Raw genomic sequence first — 20,068 nt, 5'->3', positions numbered from 1 at the left:
CTATTGCTGTGCGGGTACAGCGCCTTGTAAACAGCTTTGAGTTTCCTGATTGCGATTCCTTGCTCAGCAGGGCACTCCGCCGTCATACAGTACGAACCTTTTGCGGAATTCTGCCTCCCCCTATTATCGGGTCGTAGCCAATAAGGTTATCGGATTAGCCTAATTTCTAGGAATTATAACAATGCGGGTTTTGGTTACGGGCGGCGCGGGTTTTATCGGTTCGGCGGTGTGCCGCCATCTGGTTCGGGATCTCGGCCACGCCGTCGTGAATGTCGATGCGCTGACTTACGCAGCAAGTCTGAGCTCGGTCGAGCCGATCAGCACCTCCGGCTTGCACGCGTTTGAGCAGGCCGACATTCGCGATCGGGAGGCTATGGATCGGATCCTGGAGACTCACCAGCCCGACGCCATCATGCATCTTGCCGCAGAAAGCCATGTTGATCGTTCGATCACGGGGTCGAGCATCTTCCTGGAAACCAATATCATGGGCACCGCGACGTTGCTCGAAGCGGTTCGTGCCTATCGCGATCGCTTGCCTGCCGAGCGGGCTGATGCCTTGCGCATGCTCCACATCTCGACCGACGAGGTCTATGGGTCGCTTGGGCCGGACGGCTTGTTCACCGAGGAAACGCCGTACGATCCATCGTCCCCCTATTCGGCGTCCAAGGCGGCATCGGATCATCTGGTTCGAGCTTGGGTGCGCACCTACGGCATGCCGTGTGTCATCTCGAACTGCTCGAACAACTACGGTCCGTATCATTTTCCGGAAAAGCTGATCCCGTTGGTTATCCTCAACGCCATGGAGGGAAAACGACTTCCGGTTTATGGTACCGGATCGAACATTCGTGACTGGCTCTATGTCGAAGACCATGCGCGCGCGCTGGTGATGCTGCTGGAAAAGGGCCGGTTTGGCGAAAAATACAACATTGGTGGCCGCAATGAGCGCACCAACCTACAAGTGGTCGAGCGCATCTGCGATCTGATGGACGATCTTGCGCCCAAGGCGTTCAAGCATCGCGACCTGATCGACTTCGTGACCGATCGCCCGGGGCATGATCATCGTTATGCGATCGACGCTACCAAGACCGAGACCGAGATTGGCTGGCGTGCGCAGGAATCGTTCGACACCGGCATCGCCAAAACGGTGCAGTGGTATCTAGACAACGAAGCCTGGTGGGCACCGCTGCGCAAAGGCTATGCGGGCGATCGGCTCGGCACGCTTTAGACCCCGACTACGTGAGAAAGGGGGGCGGCTCTACGAACCGCTCCTACTGCGATCCGACGACGGGACAAGACATCGTCCTGTCGTCGGGGCAGAACGCCGCATGATCAGCCGTGCACGACGATCCCCGCGATCATCGTGCGCAGGTTGGTGCGCCAGTGTGCCGTTGGACCGCCGAGCGCGACAAAGGTCGACGTCTTGTCGAGTACCGAATAGCTTGGCCGCTGAGCCGGCGTCGGGAAATCGCTGGTGCCGATCGGGATTACCGGCACCTGCTTTGACAGCAGGCCAGCAGCAAGCGCCTCCTCCTGGATCGCGACGGCAAAATCGTACCAGCTCGCTGCACCGGCATCAGTATAGTGGTGAATGCCGGTGACCTGCTTATCAGCCATTGTCCACAAGGCAGCGGCAAGGCCGGGTGCATAGGTCGGCGTGCCGATCTGGTCGGCAACGACGCGTACCTCGGATCGATCGTTCATCAATCGAATCATGGTGCGCACGAAATTACCGCCGGTTGGTGCGTAGACCCAGGCGGTGCGTACGATTAGCGCGCTGTCTCCCGCCAGTTGCTCACCCGCGAGCTTGGTGCGGCCATAGGCGCCGAGCGGGTTGGTGGCGGCACTGGGCGCATAGGGTGTGCCGGTCTGCCCATCGAACACGAAATCGGTGGAGACATGCACCAGCCGCGCGCCGTGCGTGCTGGCGGCATCGGCGAGCAGGCCCACCGCAGTCGCATTGACGGCGTAGGCCGTGTCCTCGTCGCTTTCGGCCTTGTCGACCGCCGTGTAAGCGGCAGCGTTGAGGATCAGATCCGGCTTTTCCGCTGCGACCGCCGCATCGACGCTGGTGGCGTCGGTGATGTCGAGCGTGTCGATGTCATGCCCGACGATCTCGACACCCTCGGGCGCAGTCATGGCAAGGCCGCGGCCAAGTTGGCCCTTGCTGCCGACGATCAGCGCCTTCATGCGAAGCCCTCGATCTCAGCGAGCGGCTTGCCGGCGACGTCCTTGCCCGAAAGCTTGGGCTCGATGCCGTCCAGCGGCCAGTCGATGCCGATCGCAGGATCGTTCCACAGCAGCGAATGTTCGCTCGCCGGGTCGTACAACTCGGTACATTTGTACAGGAAGTCAGTACCGTCCTCGAGCGTCAGGAAACCGTGCGCAAAGCCTGGCGGCACCCAGAACATCCGCTTGTTCGCTGCCGAAAGCTCGATGCCGACCCATTTGCCGAAATACGGCGAGGACCGCCGCACGTCGACCGCCACGTCCCACACCGCGCCGGCAGCGACGCGCACCAACTTGCCCTGCGGATTGGGGTTCTGGAAGTGCAGGCCGCGCAATACGCCCTTGGACGAGCGGCTGTGATTGTCCTGCACGAAAGCCAGGTCGAGCCCGGCGTCGCGGAACTTAGTGGCGTTCCAGCTTTCCATGAAGAAGCCGCGATCGTCGCCAAACACGGCAGGCTCGACGATGATCGGGCCGGGGATGGCGGTTTCAAGGAACTTCATGCGATCACCCTGCCGTCGAGGAGATCGAGCAGATACTGGCCGTAGCCACTCTTGCGTAAGGGCCCCGCGATGCGTTCAAGCTGCGCGTCGTCGATGAAGCCCTCCCGCCAGGCGATCTCCTCGGGACAGGCGATCTTGAGCCCCTGCCGCTCCTCGGTGATGCGCACGTATAGCGCGGCATCGAGCAGAGAGCCGTGCGTACCGGTATCAAGCCATGCATAGCCGCGCCCCATGATCTCGACCGAGAGCTTGCCCGCATCGAGATAGAGCCGGTTGAGGTCGGTAATTTCGAGTTCCCCGCGCGGGGAAGGTTTGAGATCGCGTGCCAGCGCAACCGCATCACCGTCGTAGAAATAGAGGCCGGTCACTGCATAGTTCGACTTGGGAACCGCGGGCTTTTCCTCGATCGTCTCGGCGCGGCCGTCGGCGTCGAACGAAACGACGCCATAAGCGGTCGCATCCTTGACGTAATAGCCGAACACGGTCGCACCCGCGTCTCGAGCGGAGGCGCGGTTCAGCAAGTCAGGCAAGCCGTGACCGTAGAAGATGTTGTCGCCGAGCACTAGCGCCGACGGTTTGTCCCCTACGAAATCCGCGCCGATGTGGTACGCCTGAGCAAGGCCGGCAGGCTCGGGCTGCACGGCATATTCGAGTACCATGCCAAGGTCGCTACCGTCGCCCAGCACGGCCTTGAATGCCGCCTGATCATGCGGCGTGGTGATGATCATCACCTCACGGATACCCGCCGTCATCAGCGTTGACAGCGGGTAATAGATCATCGGCTTGTCATAGACCGGCATCAACTGCTTCGACACGCCCTTCGTCAGGGGATACAGGCGCGTGCCCGATCCGCCCGCCAGAATAATACCTTTACGCAAATCTATATCCCTCAACCGTCCATCCGGCTTAGTACGCGCTTGACGATCAAACAACACTATCGTGGTCACCGAGCTGTCAGGAAGACCTGAGGAGGCGGACGCGGGCGTGTAACGATATCGATCAGCCGAAACGCCGACTGATGCCGTGCTCGTTCACACATCACGGTGGATCGGAGGAGTCCTCCCATAACCCAGATTGTCGAGGTCGCGCAGTTCGGCATCCCCGCGCAGCCAATCGGCCCACTCGGCTACATCGCGCATCGCCTCGGTGATCAGATAGACCCGCATCGTGCCGGGCTGCTTGCGTACGCATCCAGCACATCGGGATTGGCTATCATCAGCGGGTTGCAGTGACCCGTCCAGATAAGACGCCCCGTATCACCTGATGCCAGCTCTCGCCATGCAAAAGGAGAGCGCCGTTCCCAGCATGATCGTGTCAGTAAGTTCGTGGCAGTCTCCTCAGTCAGATGCCGATCGCTGCGTGCCTTCCCCAGCTAGATTAGCGTCTGCGCCAGATCCAGCAGCAGCAGGGTCCGCCACCTTCGTCATTTCGTTGCGCTCGCAGGCACGGTCTTGCAATTGAGTGGCATCGTACGCTTCCTGGCGGGGCACTCCGACTTCGATTATCATTTTACGATTAACGCCCCTGGCTCACGCCAGAAAGGAACCTGATGTGTTTGCAACCAGTCAACCTCTCATAACGATAGTGCTGGCTCTTGCTTCAGCACATTCGCACTTGGACGGCGCGCCGATTGTGGCATCCGCTGTTTCAACGGACCAAGGCTCCGCATTGCAAGCCGCGAAACCCCCAGCGGCAAAAGCTACCTCATTACGGCATCATGCTTCAAATGCAACGCAACATGCGACTATTCAAAATACACGATGTGTAAAATCGAGATACTCTCGATGTCAAATGATCGATTCAAACAATTCCACCGCATCGAAAGAATCTCCAAACAATAAAATTCCTGCTGATCTTCACCTCATTCGTAGCTATGTAGGAGAAATAAATTCAAATACTCTAGCAACCAATTGGGTTGAGCTTATGCGGCCCCATTCCGCAACACTTTCACAATCAGTTTCGATATCATCGACTGGCTTTATCAGCCAGCTTGCTGCAACACGAACCAGTGACAATGCGTGTACCGGGGGGTGTCAGGGGTCGATCGCCTATGCCGGTATAGCCAACAACGACAATGTCGAAGCTGGACAACGGCAAACAAGTTACGCTGGTTATTTCGAGGGAACACGCCGCGCGGGTGCCGGCACCACACACGGCATCGAAGTGAACACCGCCAATTTCGGTGACACTGTTGCCATGTCGCCGGTCGCGATCGGCGGTTTCGGGATCACTCCCGCGATATGGATTGCTGCGGGCGCGGGCTATGCCGGCACGACCAACTCCAGCGCCGCGATCGGTATCATCGATAATGGCGCGAAGTTCGAAAAAGGCATCGTTTTTTCCAGCACAGCGCTCGCGCCAAGACCCGATGCAAGGATGGAAGCGCTGTCCCTCGCCCCTAGGCAGACGATCAGCTTCTATGACGCATCGGGAAAGATCATCGGCAACCTTTACGGCCGGGACGCTGCTACTGGGGGCGACAGCATGGGCCTGACCTTCGGAGGAGGTGCGATGGTGGTCGAGAATAACCGCGGCGACGCCATCCTTACGGCGGGTCAGTCGAGTGTTACGATCGCCTCACTCCGCATACAGCCGCGCACGCCTGTGAACTCAAGCGCAGCCTGCGAGACGGGACAGATTACAGCGGACGCCGATTTTGTTTATGTCTGTACCGCGCCCGATAGGTGGAAGCGTTCGGGTCTGGCGGCGTTTTGAGTATCAATTACCCCCAGCTGAGCGGGGAGTAGCCCGGGAGCTGGACCGGCTCAAATAGCCAGTCCAGTCCCCAACTCACGGTTTTTCGATCAACAAGGCGAACCGCCAACCCCCAAGATGCAGAGCGTGGCTTGAAAAATATTGGACAAAGCGACTGCCTGGAATCTCTTGAATAACCGTGCGCAAGAAATCCCATGAAAATTCAGAGAAAACCAGACTGCCGCCCCCCAGCGGATTGCCGTGGAATTCGTCCGGCAGCAGCGTGACGATCTGACCATCGCGTATCTCGGACCGACGTACGGTCGTCGTTCGATCTGCATAGAAGGGGAAAGTCACGACCGCGACGCCACCAGGGGCTAACACGCGCTCGATTTCGCGAAGGCTTTGTAGCGGATCATTGACGTGCTCGAGTACATCGAGGCTGAGGATGACGTCCTTCGAGCTCGACTCGAAGGAGAGGTTTTGCAAATCCTCATGCCGAATCCCGTCGACAGTCTGTCCGGACTCGTAGTTCCCGAGATATTCTGAACTTGTCAAATCGGCGATCGTCAACGCAAGTCTCATGCGCAGGGCGGTCTTGTGCTCAGTGATGTACACGCGCGACGACGCCGGACGAGTACGAAGAATCTCTGCTGCAAATCGTTGCCGAGAGTTCACTAGACAGGTGGTGCAAACCCCGGTTTCGGAAAAGGCGAGGTGGATCATCCCGCGCTCTTCGTCCACGACAGCATGATTGGAGCGGAAGTCGATGGCTCGCACCCCCTCGCAAGCGGCGCACCAGCCGTTCAGTTTGACCGGCAGAATTCCGAGCGTCAGCTGGCGCGATCGCTCATCGAGCAACCCTATTCTTTGATACGTTGCGGCGCTTAACCCCTCGTCTGGGGACAATGTCCAAATATCGCTCTTGTAGATCATCGTCGAAAACCTCCGGGGCAGCCCGATCCGTGCTGCGGGCAAAGCCAGGATTAGTAAGATTACGTTTCAGCAAATTTCTGCTGAAACCCGAAAACGGCAGCAACTCGTGCCGCCAGTGCTGAACGTAGAAGCCGGAAAAGCCTTGTTCTGAAGCTTTCTGGATATCGCTGTGCACATTATCCCCGACGTGCAGGCCCCGCGAGTTGCCACGAACACGGCCTAGATGATGCCATAAATCGCCGCGATCCTTACGTAACCCCACGTCGGCGGAAATAAGAATCTGCTTGGGCTCGGGAATCCCGTGTTTGAGGAGGAAGGACCGGATGAACCCCTGGTCATAATAGCTATCGGAAACGATCAGAACCATCTTCTCTTTTTCGATGGCATGTTCATAAGCGTGGACGATCTGCGGTCGCGGGACGAGTGTCGCGAGATCGAACGCGCGCTCCAGCGCAACCGCGCCGATCGCATCGATAAAGCCTTCACGCGTCAATGCTTGTGCGATCAGCGGCAGCGAGACATCCTCGCCTGGGTGGAGGCCAGCGCGGAGCTGCGCTTCTACCGCATTGCGCCGCATATGATAGTTCTGGCCAATCGCGAATTCGACACGCCGCTTGGCCCATTCCTCGTCTCCGGTGGAACGGGTGCACAATGTATCGAAAAAATCGAAGGTCACGATGTCGTGCCCGTTGATGATTTCGGGCAGATCGCCGGCATTAGCGCTGCGCCGGACTTCCTCTCGCAAGACCGCATCCGGCGCCCAATATCGGCCAGTTACCTGATCGTAAAACGCCTGCTTCCGCCCAGCCAGACGCCCGATCAAACGCTCAAGCGCATGATGCAATTCGCCATCGGGACGTGATGGCTCGGGCGGAAAATCGTCATGCTTCAACGCCATCGATGCCAAGCTGGCATGCACCGTTTTGGACATCCAAAGCATGCCACCGACCGGGTAAGCCATGAACCCCGTCGTTCCGTCCAGACCCAGCCGGGCACACATTTCGGTGAAATGCGCATCGTTCGACAAACTATGGCTCGCCCAAGGCGGCATGCCGATGAACGGCGCAGGGCTGATGACGTCGCAGGCGCCTGACAAGATGAGATTTACATGCCGTCGCATGACGTCCTGCGAGCCGATCAGGCTGGCGATCAAATAATCGGCCCATGCCGTCTGACGCCGGCCGGAATGAAGCGATTCCTTCGAATGACAGTGACAGATTGCGTCGTAAGCGCTCAACTCAGCTGCAAAATCGACCAACAGCGGCGCAAAGTTTCGTCCGCGATTGGGGACCTCCATCAGGATGCGCAAGCGATCGCCAAAAGCGACACGCAGCGTTTCCTCATGCTCGCGAATGACGTCCGCCGAAGCAGAGATCATGACATCCCACATAAGGCCGCCAAGCGCTAGCAATCGGGATATGAAGTAGGGGACAAAAGTCGGATAATAGATGTGCAGGACGATCACGACACGCGCGTCGGCCGGGGCCATATCACGCGTCGCCGCATTTTCAGCGTCGTAGCCACGCAACTCGGTTGCCGGCTTGATCGGCCGTCTTTCGGCACGGCCGCTGGAAAGATAATGTGTAACCGGATGGGCTCCGGCCTTTACCAAGTCTTCATTCTCGACAAGATAGTCGATTGGAGAGAAGTTGGGTGAAAACGTTCGGTAGTCCAGTGGGGTCGCCTGCGAAAACCAATCGCGGACCTGCTCGTCGGTTTGGAAACCGTGTTGCTTTCGGCAGAAAGCATAATCGATGGGATCGCTCACAATTTCAGTCCTGCATTGTTGATGTCAGTTCCGAAGAAACTGTCATCAAGGGCAAAGATAGGCTTGAAAGCATCGGCATCGCTCACGATGGCTGCGTGATAACTTTCGAAAAACTGGACAAAATCTTCAATGAGGGGTTCGGGTGAACCGAGCAAATCGATGTTGTCGATTGCAAATTTGTGCGCGCCCTGAAAGCATTCCCCGATAATCGAAAAATTGCGCTGAGCATCGCTGCCCGCGCGATACAGAAACGGATCGCCGTGCTCAACATCCTGGATACCGATAATCTGTCCGAATGGCGCCGTCAGCAAAGCTTCCAGCAGAAGACTGCGATCTAGCGGAGCGTATCCTTCGCCAAAACTACGGGTATCTGAAAAAAGACCTGCGACTGCGCCAAGTGCAAGCGGGGGTGCTGCCGGTACTGCTATCGGATCCAGCAACGCATAAAAACCGCGTATGTTGAATCCGTAGATCGCAGAAAGGAGCGCCTGCGTCGTACCACGGAAGCCGACATCAGATATGATATGCTGCTTGCTCAGGTCGAACCCGCTACGGACAAGATACCGCTCATATAGATCACGCGATTTTGCGGAAAATCCTTCGACGACGACGCGCCGACGATTGAAGATCTGTTTCAGGTACTCGCCATCACGCGGCAGCTTTACAAACTGATCGCCTATGTCTGGAGCTTCCAATAGCTCGAACGGAAGACCGAGCCTTGATTCAAAAAACTGCCGGACAGTCCCCTCGAAATTAACCTCAAACCCGAAATCTGCACATTGCGGATTGCTAAGACTAATATGGGTCAGCAGGGCTCGCGATGTGTTGAGGTAGAGGTAACGGCGACGATCTCCGCCACGCATGGCTTCGATAGAATTGAATAAAGGCACGAGGTTCCATCCCTCGCGACCAAACATATATATTGTATCTGTCGGCAAACCCCGGGTTGCACAGGCAAGGCGATTATACCAGTCAAGCAGGAAAGGGCCTAAAAATTGATAACCAAACCTTAGCATGCGACTATTTATGGCGGCGCTATACAAATAGAAACTCCATTCCGTCATATCGGTATCATCGAATTTTTTCACGCTCGACCACTAATTTGACCGTCGCGCGCCCCTGATTCGATGGCCGCAAGACGGAGTCGCTAAACACCTGGGAGAGCACGGTCAACTGAGTGCCGCGTGTGTTTGTCGACCCGCTGCCGAGGCTATGCTTGAGTTGGTTCGGAGAAGCTCCACAGCGGGGATAAGTGGATTATCGATCCGAGCGCGGCCATGATGATCACGAACAGGACCGGTGGCCACTTCCCGTCTAAACTCGTCAGCAGCCGTTTCGCCATAGCGACCATGCGGACGCACGGTGTCCGTCGGCCATGCTTCGATGATACGTCTCGCCGCAGCCGATAATAGGAACAGATGTCCGTTGAGGCACTCATCGCGCAAGCGATTGTCGGCCCGTTGTCACACGCAAAGCGATAACCGACCTCGGTCATATTTCTGTCGCTACCTCCCAAGCGCGGTGTACGGGCGACGCTTGCCCTGGCCGCAGCGTATTGGACGCCGGACGGTGATCCTAGCTACTGCAGACGTCACAGCCGGATGCTGCGCGACATGTTCGGGAGCCGGTCGGCCGACTCCCGAATTGCGCGACCGGGTAAAAGCCGGTGAACTGCCAGCTGTGTCAATCGTGCGCCATTGCTGCCTCAAGCGTTCAGCGACGGCTTTCGCGCCGTGATAGGGAGCCCTTCATGGTGTGGTGGAAATATGCCGTATTCGGGCACTGCCTGATCATGCACCTGGACATCGATGAAGCCCGCGGCCTCCAAATGAGCAATTACCGCCTGACGGGAGAAGAAGCGCATCTCCACGGTAGTCCCAGGTCCTCCGTGGAAAATTAAATCCTTATGGACTTCGTAAGTCCCTGCATCGGTTTTCCCGACCAGCAACCACTCGTCGTCAAAATCGACCAATCTGAAGTGTTTCGCATTGGGAAAATGCTCTGTCGTAGCAGAGCGTTGGTCGAAGGGCACCGTCAGCACAAAGATTGCGCCAGGCGACAATACGGCGAACGCGCCATCAAACGCGCTCTGCACCGGCGAGGGGACATGCTCGAAAACGTCGCTAGAGATAAGAAAGTCATTCTTGCCAATCCATGCCGCACCGGGATTGCAGATGTCTAGTTTAGGTTCGGCATGATAAAATGTATTTATATAATCGAATGATTCGACCAAACGACTTGCTAAAATCTCCGAATCACTAAGACCAATGCCGCGTATTTCATTTGCTCGTAATGTGGGAAGCGTCCGCCCCTCTCCAAACAAACGCATAGTCAGACAATATACGAGTTGCCGCGTTCTTACGGATGAGCCGCATGTGGTGCATGATGGCGATTCACGCCAATCGCCAGGCGGGCTGAAAATGTTGGCCGCGTCGCACACGTTACAGTTGAAGCTGGCGTTGAACATAGTTTTTGGCTCTATCTATCTATTTTATCAGCAAAAAAACCGCGTCACACTCTAAACTTGGACCGAACAGTCCGAATTTACCGGAAGCCGTTGTTTGTGATTCGCACCGCCGTATCAAACTTTTCCGCAGCAGTATAATATCGATCTCTGGCGTTGGCTGATAGGATATTGCCTATGGCTTCAGCAGTCGTCGGTAATTGACCAGTCGGCCCAATCGAGCGTGGCGTATCTGACCGCCTCCAAGCTGCGCCAAAGGCCCCGCCCATAGATCGCCGCGCGTTTGAGCGTGTCAACGAACCGACGTCTCGTCGTACTTGCCATCATACATCTCCCGGCTCCGCAGAACCTATCATTGGCATCCGTCAAACCCAGGGAAGATCATTCGTTGGCCTGCCACAGCTCGCGGGACATCGCGTTCCAGCGCCTTCACTTGTCGGCCACATGCGTCGGGACACCACCCCGCTTGCCGCTGTCGCCGCTGGTCTCCCGTCTTAAATCTACGAACCCGCTCTTTCGTACAGCGCCCAATCCACCCCCGACAGGCGGGCGCTGCGGCGAACGACGAGACGGCGATAGCGTCGGCCACATCGAACGGTCGTCGGGAACGCCCTCTCGTGCATGCTCAGATCAACCTGCAGAAAGCGCCGTGCAGGACAGCCGCCACCGATCGCCAGCGGATAGCGCGCCTCGGCCGCAGCGACACGCAGCACAGCGACGGGACGCAGATGATCGACCATCACACTGGTCCCGCGTGGCGCACGCGCCGCCATGGTCGCGATCGCTGCTCCGGGATCGCCGCGGCGAAGCGCCGCTTGCGCGAGATCGTCGCAAAGGCTGGCGACGACGATCGCCCCGAGACCTAGCATCGCCCACACCCCGCCCCATCGACACCCATTCCACCGACTGGCACCGCGTGGCTGGACAAACGCGTATGCGATACCGTCGGCGGCGAGTAGCAGGATGGCGACCGCGGTCAGCAAAAAATAGCGTGGAAAGCCGCTGTTGCCGATCTCCAACAGTGGGAAGAGCAACGGAAAGATGCTCGCGACGATCGCGAACGGCCCGATGATCGATCGGCGGTTGCGGGCACGAAGGCCGAGCCATACGACGACGACACTTGGCACCATCACGATCCATCGCTCTGCATCGGGCAAGCCGAGCGTCGAACTCACCATCGTCGTCATTGCAGTGGCCCAGACCGCCCGCGAAAAACCGCTGTAATCGCCGACCTGCATACCGGTCGTGCTCAAGGCGGCAGCACCGAACGTCGTCCCGACCGCGAGGAGACAGGCGCCGAGGCTAGGCAACAACAGCCGGATGGTCGAGCCGAGCGCCGCGTCAATCGGCATCCGTCGCGCCGTCACCCACACGGTCCAGGCAACGATGGCCAGGACGAAGAACAGCATCGTCAGTTGCGAGAACAGCCCCAGCAAAGCCAGCCCGCCGAGGCCCCAGGCCGTCCGCGACGATCTGCGCCGCGGGTCGTCGAGCACCCAGGCGACGCGCCAGATCATCATCATCGCGGCGAGCAGCATCGGCGCATAGCCGCGTGCCTCGGATCCGTAATTTACGAGGATCGGTGAGACTGCGAAAAGGAGCGCAGCGACCAGCGCATGGACGACACCCTGCCGGGCACCGATTGCGCCGGCGACGAAGATGGTAAGCGTACCGGTCGCGATCGACAGACTGCGCAGCGCGAGCGGCGACGCGCCAAGGCCCCACATCTGCATCCACAGGCTGTTGAAATGGTGATTGTTGTCGTGGTTGATCTCGAGGAACACGCCAAGCGGCGTTCCAGCGCGCGCCGCAAAGACCGCCGACCATGCCTCGTCGACCCACAGCCCGCCGCGTGCCGACCAGATCCGCAAGCAGAGACCCAGCAACACGATAGTCAACAGGGCAGGGGCGTAAAGACGGTCGCGCACATCTCAACCGTAGGAGAAGATGATTAAGACCCGATTAGGCTATGGTCGGCCCACCGCGCGTGACTGTCGACCTGCACGTCCAGCCGCTCGCCGCCTCACACTGCCCTCGCATGTCTTGATACGCTAAGGAGTATCAAGACATGCGAATGCGATTTGCGCTCAGGGCGTGAACGGATGGCATACGGCGTGGATCGAACAGTCTTTCCGGTTCAGTTACGTCCACCGATAAGGCCGGAATATCGGGTGCCGTCCACCGCACTCATCGTGAATACCATAGCGATCTCGACGCCATGTGGGCCGTATAACGCACCTTCGAACTTTCCCGTCGCCCCCGACGCGGTATGGGTGATCACGCCCGTCAAGCGACCGGTTGATGGATCCAGGGTGCCCGAAAACGTGATGGGTTCCGGGGTTGGCGCGGGGCCACCGGACGAACCCGTACCGCCCGTCGATGCCGGACTAAACACGGTCGCACCTGCGATCGTTCGCGCCGCATAATCCACGGTGATCGAGGCGGTGCCACCACTTCCGCCACCCGGTCCGGTCATGGTCGATTGGCCCATAAAAGCCGCGACAGACGATGTGGGAAGATCGCTCATGACCGTTCGCGCACCGAACAGGAGCCTTCGGGTGGCGGATCGGGTACCAAAATCCCCGGCGCCGGTGCCATTATTGTCAGACCAGTCGACATAACCGAAATACGTCGACCCGATCAGTACACCAGTCGCGCTTGCGGCAAGTGCGAACGGTGAACGGGAAAAGCTGCTGTTAGGACCACTGAACTTATCGTACGGCGGCTCGGTCGCCACACCCTGCGTAACGGCCGTAATAGTGTCGCTGTTATAGCGAGCTACATAGGTTCGCGACGATGCGGTAAAGTCGAAACCGATCGCCGTTCCCTCGGGATCAAGTCGGACATCGGTCACTGCCGTGCCGTTGCTTCGATCGACACCGATCCGAAGACCTATGCCGGAAAAGCTCCGATCGCGGCTGAAATCCGACGCCGACAGATACGTCGGCGAGGATGGCGTTGGTGTAGGTGAGGGCGCCGGGGTAGGAGTCGGCGTTGGCGAAGGCGTCGAGATTGGCGCAGGTTGCGTGCTGTCTCCGGAATCACCGCCACAGGATGCTAGCAAAAACACAATCGGTATCATCGTACATGGCCAATTGGGTTTCATCATTCATCCCTGTTCTACGAAATCGCTGATTGCCACGGCCTGCTGTATCGACAGAGCTTTCGATGTCCATATTTTTAGACGAGGTCGTTTGATAATCCATCGTAGGAAATCCCCTAATATTTCACCACCAGTTCTCCCGCGCCGCGCTGTTCCACTTGATTTCACAAGCTTCTGTGTGACTTAGCGATTGAGTGATGCGCGGTATTCTTAGTGGAATCGATCCTCGTGGCATGACCGGTTGGGACCTTGATCTCAGCGCCCCCGATATGAGCGGATCAACCATGTCGACACTTATACACGGCAAAAGTTTTTCCGTTTCGGATTGCCCGTCTGGCGCCTCGAACACGTCCGGTACAAGAGGGAAACGAAAGGCGAAGATTTCGCTTTCCTTCGACTCGGCGGTGACTCATAGAATCACGATGCCGATCCGCCCCGAAAACCGCTGGCTCTATCCGATCGACTGGCCGCAACTGTCGCAGGCGATCCGCTTCGACCGCGCCGGCGCGCGGTGCGAGCAGTGTGCGCGACCGCATCGGCGGTTCGTCGCACATCTTGGCGACGGACGCTGGTGGGACGGCGATGCGGCCTACTGGCGGTCGGCGCGCGGACGGCGGGTCGCGGTGCGCGATCGCTTCGAGCTGGGCAGCGTCCGGACGACCTATGTGGTGCTCGCCTGCGCGCATCTCGACCATGATCCGGGCCACAACATGCCAGCCAACCTCGCCGCGCTTTGCCAGCGATGCCACATGCTCCACGACGCGGCCGAACATCGCTGGCAACGCTGGTGGAACGTCTTCCGCCTGTGCGCGCTGCGCGACCTCTACGAGGATCCCCGCCTGACGCACGCACGGATCGCCCGACGTCCGGCGCGCAACGCCCGATGCCCAACGCGAGAGGGCGGGGGGGGCGGGGGGGCGCCGGCGTCAGTATCTGTAGTGGCTTGCAATGATGATCGCCCAGACGCGCAATAAAGATGGGTTTCCGGCGCACAGTAGCTGAAACGGATAGCGTCGCTCGACGCACATTCCGTGAGGCGCAAACCACGATCGGTAAGACGGACGCACATTGCCGATCCGCTCGTGCACGATGGTAGATCCGTGCCTCATTCGATGGCGGAAGGTGGATCGCGCGAATGAAGTAGGGAGTGACCCGATGCCCGGTCATCGTCATGAGGACATGTCGTATGGTACGAGCTTTGGTAACAGGGTGACGAGACAGGCATGGCCGATCAGGGCAGATTGAAGTCGGATGCGACGGAGCAGCTGAGAGAGCTCAGCGAAATGGCGCATCGTGGTCGCTCCAGCATCGTGAACACCGGTCCGATCATGCTCATCTGGGGGGCGGCGATCGTTACCGCCGCCTTGGCAGAGCGGCTGTCGCGACATTCGGTCTACACCGTCGCGGCGTGGATCGTACCGGTCCTTCTGGCCTATCTCGCCAGCCTGTTTGCGATAAGGCTGGCCCGCTCGGACAGCAGGGCAGTGACCTGGCGGTCACGCGCAATACACCGCGTCTGGGTTGTTGCGGGGGCCGCGATCATTGTCTTCAACGTCGGCGAGGAGCTTCATCGATCAAGTCTGCAATCCGAGTCCGAGGCGGCTACCGCGCTCATCCTTGCAGTTGCAGCGATGGCTACAGGCGAACTGGCAAACCGGAAGGCGTTCTCGTACATTGGCGTCAGCTGGATGATCGTTGCGTTTATCCTGCTGTCCGTCGTCGCTGACATGCCCCTTCTGCTCCTTTTGGCGTTCGCCGCAGTCGTGTTGCAAATCGTCCCCGGCCTCCTTTTGCTTCGTGAAGAATGGAAGGCTTGAACGCTTCTCTCGAGCAGATCGACGAGACGGTACACGGTCGTGTCCGTCTCGCAGTCCTGGCCTATCTCAGCACCGCGGGTAGTGCGGACTTCATGACGCTCACTGAAATGACCCGAACCACGAAAGGCAACCTGTCCAGCCATTTGTCGAGACTCGAGGCAGCCGGATATGTGAGCATCGACAAGGCCTTCGTTGCCCGGAAGACGCGCACCACGGTGCAGATGACACAAGCCGGCGAACAAGCTTTTGCGAACTACCTCGCTACTTTTAGATCTATTCTGGATCAGCTTTCTACATAAGGTTTGTGAATCAGACCGGTCTGAATTAGCTTCTCCTGAGCGTTGATTCGGGAAGGCTGTACGTCGATGTCGTCTTCGTTATTCCGGCCTGAAGCACTGGACCATCGAAGACAGCGTCTGGAGGGCGAAGTCACGCTGACACGCTCGCTGCCGTTGTCGGTCACGACCGGTCTGCTGACGGTCATAACCATCGCAATCGTTTTGTGGGCCGTGCTTGGCCATTATTCGCGCACCGAAACCGTGAGCGGCTCGCTGACGCCCGAAGGCATGTTGTCGAAGGTCTATGCCGACAAGCCAGGTCAGCTCGTGTGGCTCGGCGTGAAAGACGGCGACATCGTTCGGCAAGGGCAGCCGATCGCAACGATCCGCACCGAGCAGAACCTTGAAGGCGGCGCATCGCCCGATACCGAACGTCTGGCGTCCGTTGCCGAACAAGCGCAGCTGACGGCACGCGAACTGGGGTACGAGGATGATCGCGCCGGCAAGGAGCGGGCTCGGCTGACGCGCCTGATCGGCGATCTCGGCGCCGAACGCGCCCAGATGACATCCCAGACCGATCTTCAGAAGCAGGCAGTCGCGTCCACCCGCCAGTCGTTCGACGCGATGACCGCGCTGGTCGACAAGGGTTTCGAAACGCGGACCGAATATGAGCAACGCCGACAGGTTTGGCTCGCCGCCTCGACGCAGCTTCAGGCCTTGATCCAGCAGATTGCGCAGCTCGACGAACGTCGCAGCGAGGCCGAGGCCGATCTCGGCAAACTGCCGTCCGACCACGCCGGCAAGGTCGCGGATCTCCACAACAGCCTCGATACGCTCGACCAGCGTCGCATCGACATCCAGGGCGCTCGCGCCTTCACCATCACCGCGCCGATCGCCGGCCGGGTCACGTCCGTGCAGGCAACGGCAGGACGCAGCACCGATGGGCGCCAGCCCCTTTTCACCATCGTGCCGCAAGGGTCGGTGATGCAGGCAACGCTGTATGCGCCGTCGCGCGCGATCGGCATGGCGCGGGTCGGCCAGCCGGTACGGTTGATGTACGACGCCTTTCCCTATCAGCGCTTCGGCACGTTCACCGGCCATATCGTGCGGATCTCGCACTCGGTCTTGGCCCCCGATGAGGTCGACGCGCCGATCAAACTGCAGGATCCGGTCTACGAAGTGCATGTCGCGCTCGACCGGCAATTGATTGACGCATTCGGCGAGGTGCTCCCGCTTGAGCCGGGCATGACGCTGAGCGCCGACGTGATCCTCGACCGACGATCGTTCCTCGACTGGATACTCGAGCCGATCCATGCGGCGGAAGCGCGCGCGTGAGCGACGTCGTCCTCGCCCTGTCACGGCGTGGCCGCACACCGATGATTCATCAGGACGAGGCGGCGGAATGCGGCCTTGCCTGTCTGGCGATGATCGCCTCCCGACACGGCCACGAGGTTGATCTCCTGGCGCTCAGGGCGCGGTTCGGGGTCAGCATCAAGGGCATGACCCTAACGACGCTGCTGCGCATCGCCGAGCAGCTCAAGCTCGATGCACGCCCGCTTCGCTGTGACCCGACCGATTTCGACGACCTCACGCTGCCGTCGATCCTGCACTGGGGTTTCAACCACTTCGTCGTGCTGACCCGCATCAAGGGGCGCGGCGATGCCCGACGCTTCGTCATCAACGATCCGGCCAACGGCGAGCGGACGGTCAGCGCGGCGGACATGTCAGCGCACTTCACTGGCGTGGTGGTGGAGGCGACACCGTCGCTGGCTTTCCAGCGCAAGCGTGAGCGATCGAAGCTGTCGCTGTGGCAGCTCTGGAGTCGCGCGCCAGGACTTGGCGGTGCGCTTGGACGCGTCCTGCTGCTATCGCTGCTGATCGAAGTATTCGCGCTCGCCGCTCCTTTCTACATGCAGATCGGGCTGGACAGCGTCATCCCGTCGCATGATCTCGACTTTCTAACGGCACTGGCGATCGGCTTCGGTACGATCGCCATATTGTCGCAGGTGACGACGTTCGTGCGCAGCTGGGCGATCGTCGGGCTGTCGAACGAACTCGGCTATCGGCTCGTCTCGAACCTGTTTCGCCACATGGTGCGGTTGCCGATCGGCTGGTTCCAGAAGCGCTCCGTCGGCGACGTGCTCACTCGCTTCAACGCCTCGCAGCCGATCACCGAACTGCTTGGCAATGGTCTGGTCCAAGCTGTCGTCGACGGAATCATGACGATCGTCACGCTGGCTTTGATGCTTGTCTACTCGCCGATGCTGACCGGCGTGACGATCATCGGCCTGCTCCTCTATATCCTGATCCGCTGGTCCTATTTCGGGGTGCTCCGGATGCGCAGTGTCAGCGTCATTCAGGCGCAGGCCCGCGAGCAGGCGGTGTTGATCGAAACGATCCGAGGCATCACGCCGATCCGGCTGTTCGGCCGCGAGCAGGACCGACTTCGCGTGTGGCAGGCGCGTCGCGCCTCGGTCGTCAACGCGAGCGTCGGTATCGCCCGATTGCAGGCCGTGTTCTCGACCGCCAACACGACCGTGATCGCGATCGAGAACATCCTGTTCGTCTACATCGCGATCCGGCTGAACCTCGCCGGCGGGTTCACGATCGGGATGATCACCGCGTTCGGCGCGTACAAGCAGCAGTTCCTGTCGGCGAGCCTTAACGTCGTCGGCAAGCTGGCCGATTATCGGATGCTCGATGTGCAGCTCGGCCGGATCGGCGACATCGCATTGACCCCGCCCGAGCCAGCCGCCTCGCTCGGCAACCCGGTCGGCCCGATCGAGAGCATCGAACTGCGCGATGTGTATTTCGCCTATGGCCCGGGCGAGCATGACGTGCTGGCCGGCGTCGATCTGGTGATCGAGCCGGGCGAGACGCTGGCGATCACCGGTGCCTCGGGCGGCGGCAAGACGACGCTGCTAAAATTGCTGCTCGGCCTGCTGCATCCGACCGAGGGCAAGATCCTCGTCAACGGCAAGGTACTGACGCGCGCCGGCATGGCATCGTACCGCGAGCGGGTCGGATCGGTGATGCAGGACGATACGCTGTTCGCCGGTTCGATCGCGGAGAACATCGCGTTCTTCGATCCGCAGATCGACCAGGAACGCGTCGAGGAAGCAGCAAGACTCGCGATCATCCATGACGACATCATGGCGATGCCGATGGCGTATGAATCGCTGGTCGGCGACATGGGCTCGGCACTCTCGGGCGGCCAGAAGCAGCGTGTGCTGTTGGCCCGAGCCCTTTACCGCAAACCGCAGCTTCTCGTGATGGACGAGGCGACCGCGCATCTCGATGCGGAGAACGAAGCGAAGGTCAATGCGTCGCTCAAAACGCAGGGCGTCGCCTGCATCATTGTCGCACACCGTCCAAGCACCATCGCCACCGCCGACCGACAGGTCGCCATGAAGGATGGGCGGATAAGTTTCATTGAACCACTCAAAGAAGGGGAAAGCCGTGGGATAACAACCGTCAGCTCATTGCCTGTTTTAATCACGCATTCATTATAAGGTAAATTGATATGCTACGTGCCCTGAGTCTTGAAGAAGTTGCCTTTGTTTCGGGCGGAATGTTTGAAGATGCCGATAGCTTTGATGATGATAGCGGGGGCGGCGGTGGTGACGGTGGTTTTGACGATGGCGGCAGCTATGATGCGACAGAATCCGGCTATGGCGCAAATACGGGTGGGCAAGATGACGGCAGCGGCCAGGATATCGTTGTTACCGCACCATTCTCCAAGTCACAAATTGATCAGATGAACCAAGAAGCACAGGACATGGCTTCGGTAGAAATGCATACTATCAATACGGGGGTTGCATTAGCTGGTGTTGCGGGTGGTTTGGGGTATGCGGCAAGCGCCGGTGTTGCATTGGGGACCTCAATCGTCACGGATAAATCGTCGCAGAGCATTGTTCAGCAGAAGTTTGATTACATATATCAGCGAGATTTAGCCATTCAGAATGGAACGGCGCGTTACGGCAACGGATATCCCGCATTGCAGATCCCCTAACGCTAAAAGCCGGCCTTGCCTAATAAGGCAAGGCCGGCAGAAACGAGCTCACATGAAAAAACTAAATAATTTTTTAGTCAAGCCGCTTGGCGTTTCTCTGATATATTTTCTGGGATATTCGGCATTAATTCGCACTAATGTAGTAAGCTATTCTGATACATTCCGGGTTTTCGAATACACATTATTCATATTTCTTGGTTCAGTTTTTGGGCAAACTGTTAGAGCAGGCCTGAAAGGACCTCGTAATAATATGTAAAACTTTAAAAA

Annotated in this window: 19 protein-coding genes; 8 read left to right on the top strand and 11 right to left on the bottom strand. The window is 58.8% G+C overall.

What is annotated here, in order from left to right; all coding sequences use genetic code 11:
* Nucleotides 1-181: 181 nt before the first annotated feature.
* On the top strand, nt 182-1,225 hold the full coding sequence (gene rfbB / locus C8J47_RS18140; protein WP_121886872.1) for a dTDP-glucose 4,6-dehydratase: 1,044 nt from the start codon (nt 182-184) through the stop codon (nt 1,223-1,225).
* Nucleotides 1,226-1,329: 104 nt separating this feature from the next.
* On the opposite strand, the gene rfbD is transcribed toward rfbB, so the two are convergent.
* The 4 genes from rfbD to C8J47_RS19675 all read right to left on the bottom strand — a co-directional run bounded on the left by rfbD (nt 1,330) and on the right by C8J47_RS19675 (nt 3,895).
* Nucleotides 1,330-2,187 carry a dTDP-4-dehydrorhamnose reductase gene (rfbD, locus tag C8J47_RS18135; RefSeq protein WP_121886871.1) on the bottom strand — a complete coding sequence of 286 codons (858 nt, stop codon included), beginning with the start codon at nt 2,185-2,187 and terminating at the stop codon, nt 1,330-1,332.
* The gene (gene rfbC / locus C8J47_RS18130; RefSeq protein WP_121886870.1) at nt 2,184-2,729 is read right to left on the bottom strand and encodes a dTDP-4-dehydrorhamnose 3,5-epimerase; all 546 of its coding nucleotides are present in this window, start codon (nt 2,727-2,729) and stop codon (nt 2,184-2,186) included. Before rfbC ends, rfbD begins: the two co-directional genes overlap by 4 nt.
* Nucleotides 2,726-3,607 (bottom strand): glucose-1-phosphate thymidylyltransferase RfbA, encoded by an 882-nt coding sequence (gene rfbA / locus C8J47_RS18125; RefSeq protein WP_121886869.1) that lies wholly within the window; start codon nt 3,605-3,607, stop codon nt 2,726-2,728. Before rfbA ends, rfbC begins: the two co-directional genes overlap by 4 nt.
* Nucleotides 3,608-3,760: 153 nt before the next feature.
* Nucleotides 3,761-3,895, bottom strand: a complete 135-nt coding sequence (locus tag C8J47_RS19675; protein ID WP_259467640.1) for a hypothetical protein — start codon at nt 3,893-3,895, stop codon at nt 3,761-3,763.
* Between the two features lie 625 nt (nt 3,896-4,520).
* Between C8J47_RS19675 and C8J47_RS19015 the strand changes: the two genes are divergently transcribed.
* The gene (locus tag C8J47_RS19015) at nt 4,521-5,444 is read left to right on the top strand and encodes a hypothetical protein (protein WP_147454368.1); all 924 of its coding nucleotides are present in this window, start codon (nt 4,521-4,523) and stop codon (nt 5,442-5,444) included.
* Nucleotides 5,445-5,519: 75 nt separating this feature from the next.
* Here C8J47_RS19015 and C8J47_RS18115 read toward each other — a convergent pair whose 3' ends face one another.
* The 7 genes from C8J47_RS18115 to C8J47_RS19290 form a co-directional block, all read right to left on the bottom strand.
* Nucleotides 5,520-6,359, bottom strand: a complete 840-nt coding sequence (locus C8J47_RS18115) for a class I SAM-dependent methyltransferase (RefSeq protein ID WP_121886867.1) — start codon at nt 6,357-6,359, stop codon at nt 5,520-5,522.
* Nucleotides 6,274-8,127, bottom strand: coding sequence for a rhamnan synthesis F family protein (locus tag C8J47_RS18110; RefSeq protein WP_121886866.1), 1,854 nt, complete (start codon nt 8,125-8,127; stop codon nt 6,274-6,276). Before C8J47_RS18110 ends, C8J47_RS18115 begins: the two co-directional genes overlap by 86 nt.
* The gene (locus C8J47_RS19010; RefSeq protein ID WP_147454367.1) at nt 8,124-9,215 is read right to left on the bottom strand and encodes a hypothetical protein; all 1,092 of its coding nucleotides are present in this window, start codon (nt 9,213-9,215) and stop codon (nt 8,124-8,126) included. The genes C8J47_RS18110 and C8J47_RS19010 overlap by 4 nt, the downstream gene beginning before the upstream one ends.
* 617 nt (nt 9,216-9,832) lie before the next feature.
* On the bottom strand, nt 9,833-10,456 hold the full coding sequence (locus C8J47_RS19005; protein WP_147454366.1) for a hypothetical protein: 624 nt from the start codon (nt 10,454-10,456) through the stop codon (nt 9,833-9,835).
* A 635-nt stretch (nt 10,457-11,091) separates the two neighbouring features.
* Nucleotides 11,092-12,519 carry a hypothetical protein gene (locus C8J47_RS18095; RefSeq protein WP_147454365.1) on the bottom strand — a complete coding sequence of 476 codons (1,428 nt, stop codon included), beginning with the start codon at nt 12,517-12,519 and terminating at the stop codon, nt 11,092-11,094.
* 209 nt (nt 12,520-12,728) lie between these two features.
* On the bottom strand, nt 12,729-13,445 hold the full coding sequence (locus tag C8J47_RS18090; RefSeq protein ID WP_121886862.1) for a hypothetical protein: 717 nt from the start codon (nt 13,443-13,445) through the stop codon (nt 12,729-12,731).
* Nucleotides 13,446-13,632: 187 nt separating this feature from the next.
* Complete coding sequence (locus C8J47_RS19290; protein ID WP_183129173.1) at nt 13,633-13,797, bottom strand: hypothetical protein; 165 nt, start codon at nt 13,795-13,797, stop codon at nt 13,633-13,635.
* A 319-nt stretch (nt 13,798-14,116) separates the two neighbouring features.
* Between C8J47_RS19290 and C8J47_RS18085 the strand changes: the two genes are divergently transcribed.
* The 6 genes from C8J47_RS18085 (at nt 14,117) to C8J47_RS19000 (ending at nt 19,801) form a co-directional block, all read left to right on the top strand.
* The gene (locus tag C8J47_RS18085; protein WP_259467639.1) at nt 14,117-14,668 is read left to right on the top strand and encodes a hypothetical protein; all 552 of its coding nucleotides are present in this window, start codon (nt 14,117-14,119) and stop codon (nt 14,666-14,668) included.
* 249 nt (nt 14,669-14,917) lie between these two features.
* A complete protein-coding gene (locus C8J47_RS18080; RefSeq protein WP_121886861.1) occupies nt 14,918-15,511 on the top strand; it encodes a hypothetical protein in 594 nt (197 codons plus the stop codon).
* Complete coding sequence (locus tag C8J47_RS18075) at nt 15,508-15,810, top strand: transcriptional regulator (protein ID WP_259467638.1); 303 nt, start codon at nt 15,508-15,510, stop codon at nt 15,808-15,810. The genes C8J47_RS18080 and C8J47_RS18075 overlap by 4 nt, the downstream gene beginning before the upstream one ends.
* A gap of 66 nt (nt 15,811-15,876) precedes the next feature.
* Nucleotides 15,877-17,124, top strand: a complete 1,248-nt coding sequence (locus tag C8J47_RS18070; RefSeq protein ID WP_121886859.1) for an HlyD family secretion protein — start codon at nt 15,877-15,879, stop codon at nt 17,122-17,124.
* Nucleotides 17,121-19,301 carry a peptidase domain-containing ABC transporter gene (locus tag C8J47_RS18065; protein WP_121886858.1) on the top strand — a complete coding sequence of 727 codons (2,181 nt, stop codon included), beginning with the start codon at nt 17,121-17,123 and terminating at the stop codon, nt 19,299-19,301. The genes C8J47_RS18070 and C8J47_RS18065 overlap by 4 nt, the downstream gene beginning before the upstream one ends.
* A gap of 11 nt (nt 19,302-19,312) precedes the next feature.
* Entirely contained in the window at nt 19,313-19,801 is a 489-nt protein-coding gene (locus C8J47_RS19000) for a hypothetical protein (RefSeq protein WP_147454364.1), read from the top strand.
* The last annotated feature ends 267 nt before the right edge of the window (nt 19,802-20,068 follow it).

This window comes from Sphingomonas sp. PP-F2F-G114-C0414 (assembly GCF_003688595.1).
In the GTDB taxonomy this organism is placed as follows: domain Bacteria; phylum Pseudomonadota; class Alphaproteobacteria; order Sphingomonadales; family Sphingomonadaceae; genus Sphingomonas.
This window is presented reverse-complemented; position numbering and strand designations above follow the sequence as displayed.

Bases quoted from the DNA above. Each gene is read 5' to 3' on its own strand.
- rfbB (WP_121886872.1), top strand. From the start codon at position 182: ATGCGGGTTTTGGTTACGGGCGGCGCGGGTTTTATCGGTTCGGCGGTG.
- rfbD (WP_121886871.1), bottom strand. From the start codon at position 2,187: ATGAAGGCGCTGATCGTCGGCAGCAAGGGCCAACTTGGCCGCGGCCTT.
- rfbC (WP_121886870.1), bottom strand. From the start codon at position 2,729: ATGAAGTTCCTTGAAACCGCCATCCCCGGCCCGATCATCGTCGAGCCT.
- C8J47_RS19675 (WP_259467640.1), bottom strand. From the start codon at position 3,895: ATGCGGGTCTATCTGATCACCGAGGCGATGCGCGATGTAGCCGAGTGG.
- C8J47_RS19015 (WP_147454368.1), top strand. From the start codon at position 4,521: ATGATCGATTCAAACAATTCCACCGCATCGAAAGAATCTCCAAACAAT.
- C8J47_RS18115 (WP_121886867.1), bottom strand. From the start codon at position 6,359: ATGATCTACAAGAGCGATATTTGGACATTGTCCCCAGACGAGGGGTTA.
- C8J47_RS19005 (WP_147454366.1), bottom strand. From the start codon at position 10,456: ATGCGTTTGTTTGGAGAGGGGCGGACGCTTCCCACATTACGAGCAAAT.
- C8J47_RS19290 (WP_183129173.1), bottom strand. From the start codon at position 13,797: ATGGATTATCAAACGACCTCGTCTAAAAATATGGACATCGAAAGCTCT.
- C8J47_RS18085 (WP_259467639.1), top strand. From the start codon at position 14,117: ATGCCGATCCGCCCCGAAAACCGCTGGCTCTATCCGATCGACTGGCCG.
- C8J47_RS18080 (WP_121886861.1), top strand. From the start codon at position 14,918: ATGGCCGATCAGGGCAGATTGAAGTCGGATGCGACGGAGCAGCTGAGA.
- C8J47_RS18070 (WP_121886859.1), top strand. From the start codon at position 15,877: ATGTCGTCTTCGTTATTCCGGCCTGAAGCACTGGACCATCGAAGACAG.
- C8J47_RS19000 (WP_147454364.1), top strand. From the start codon at position 19,313: ATGCTACGTGCCCTGAGTCTTGAAGAAGTTGCCTTTGTTTCGGGCGGA.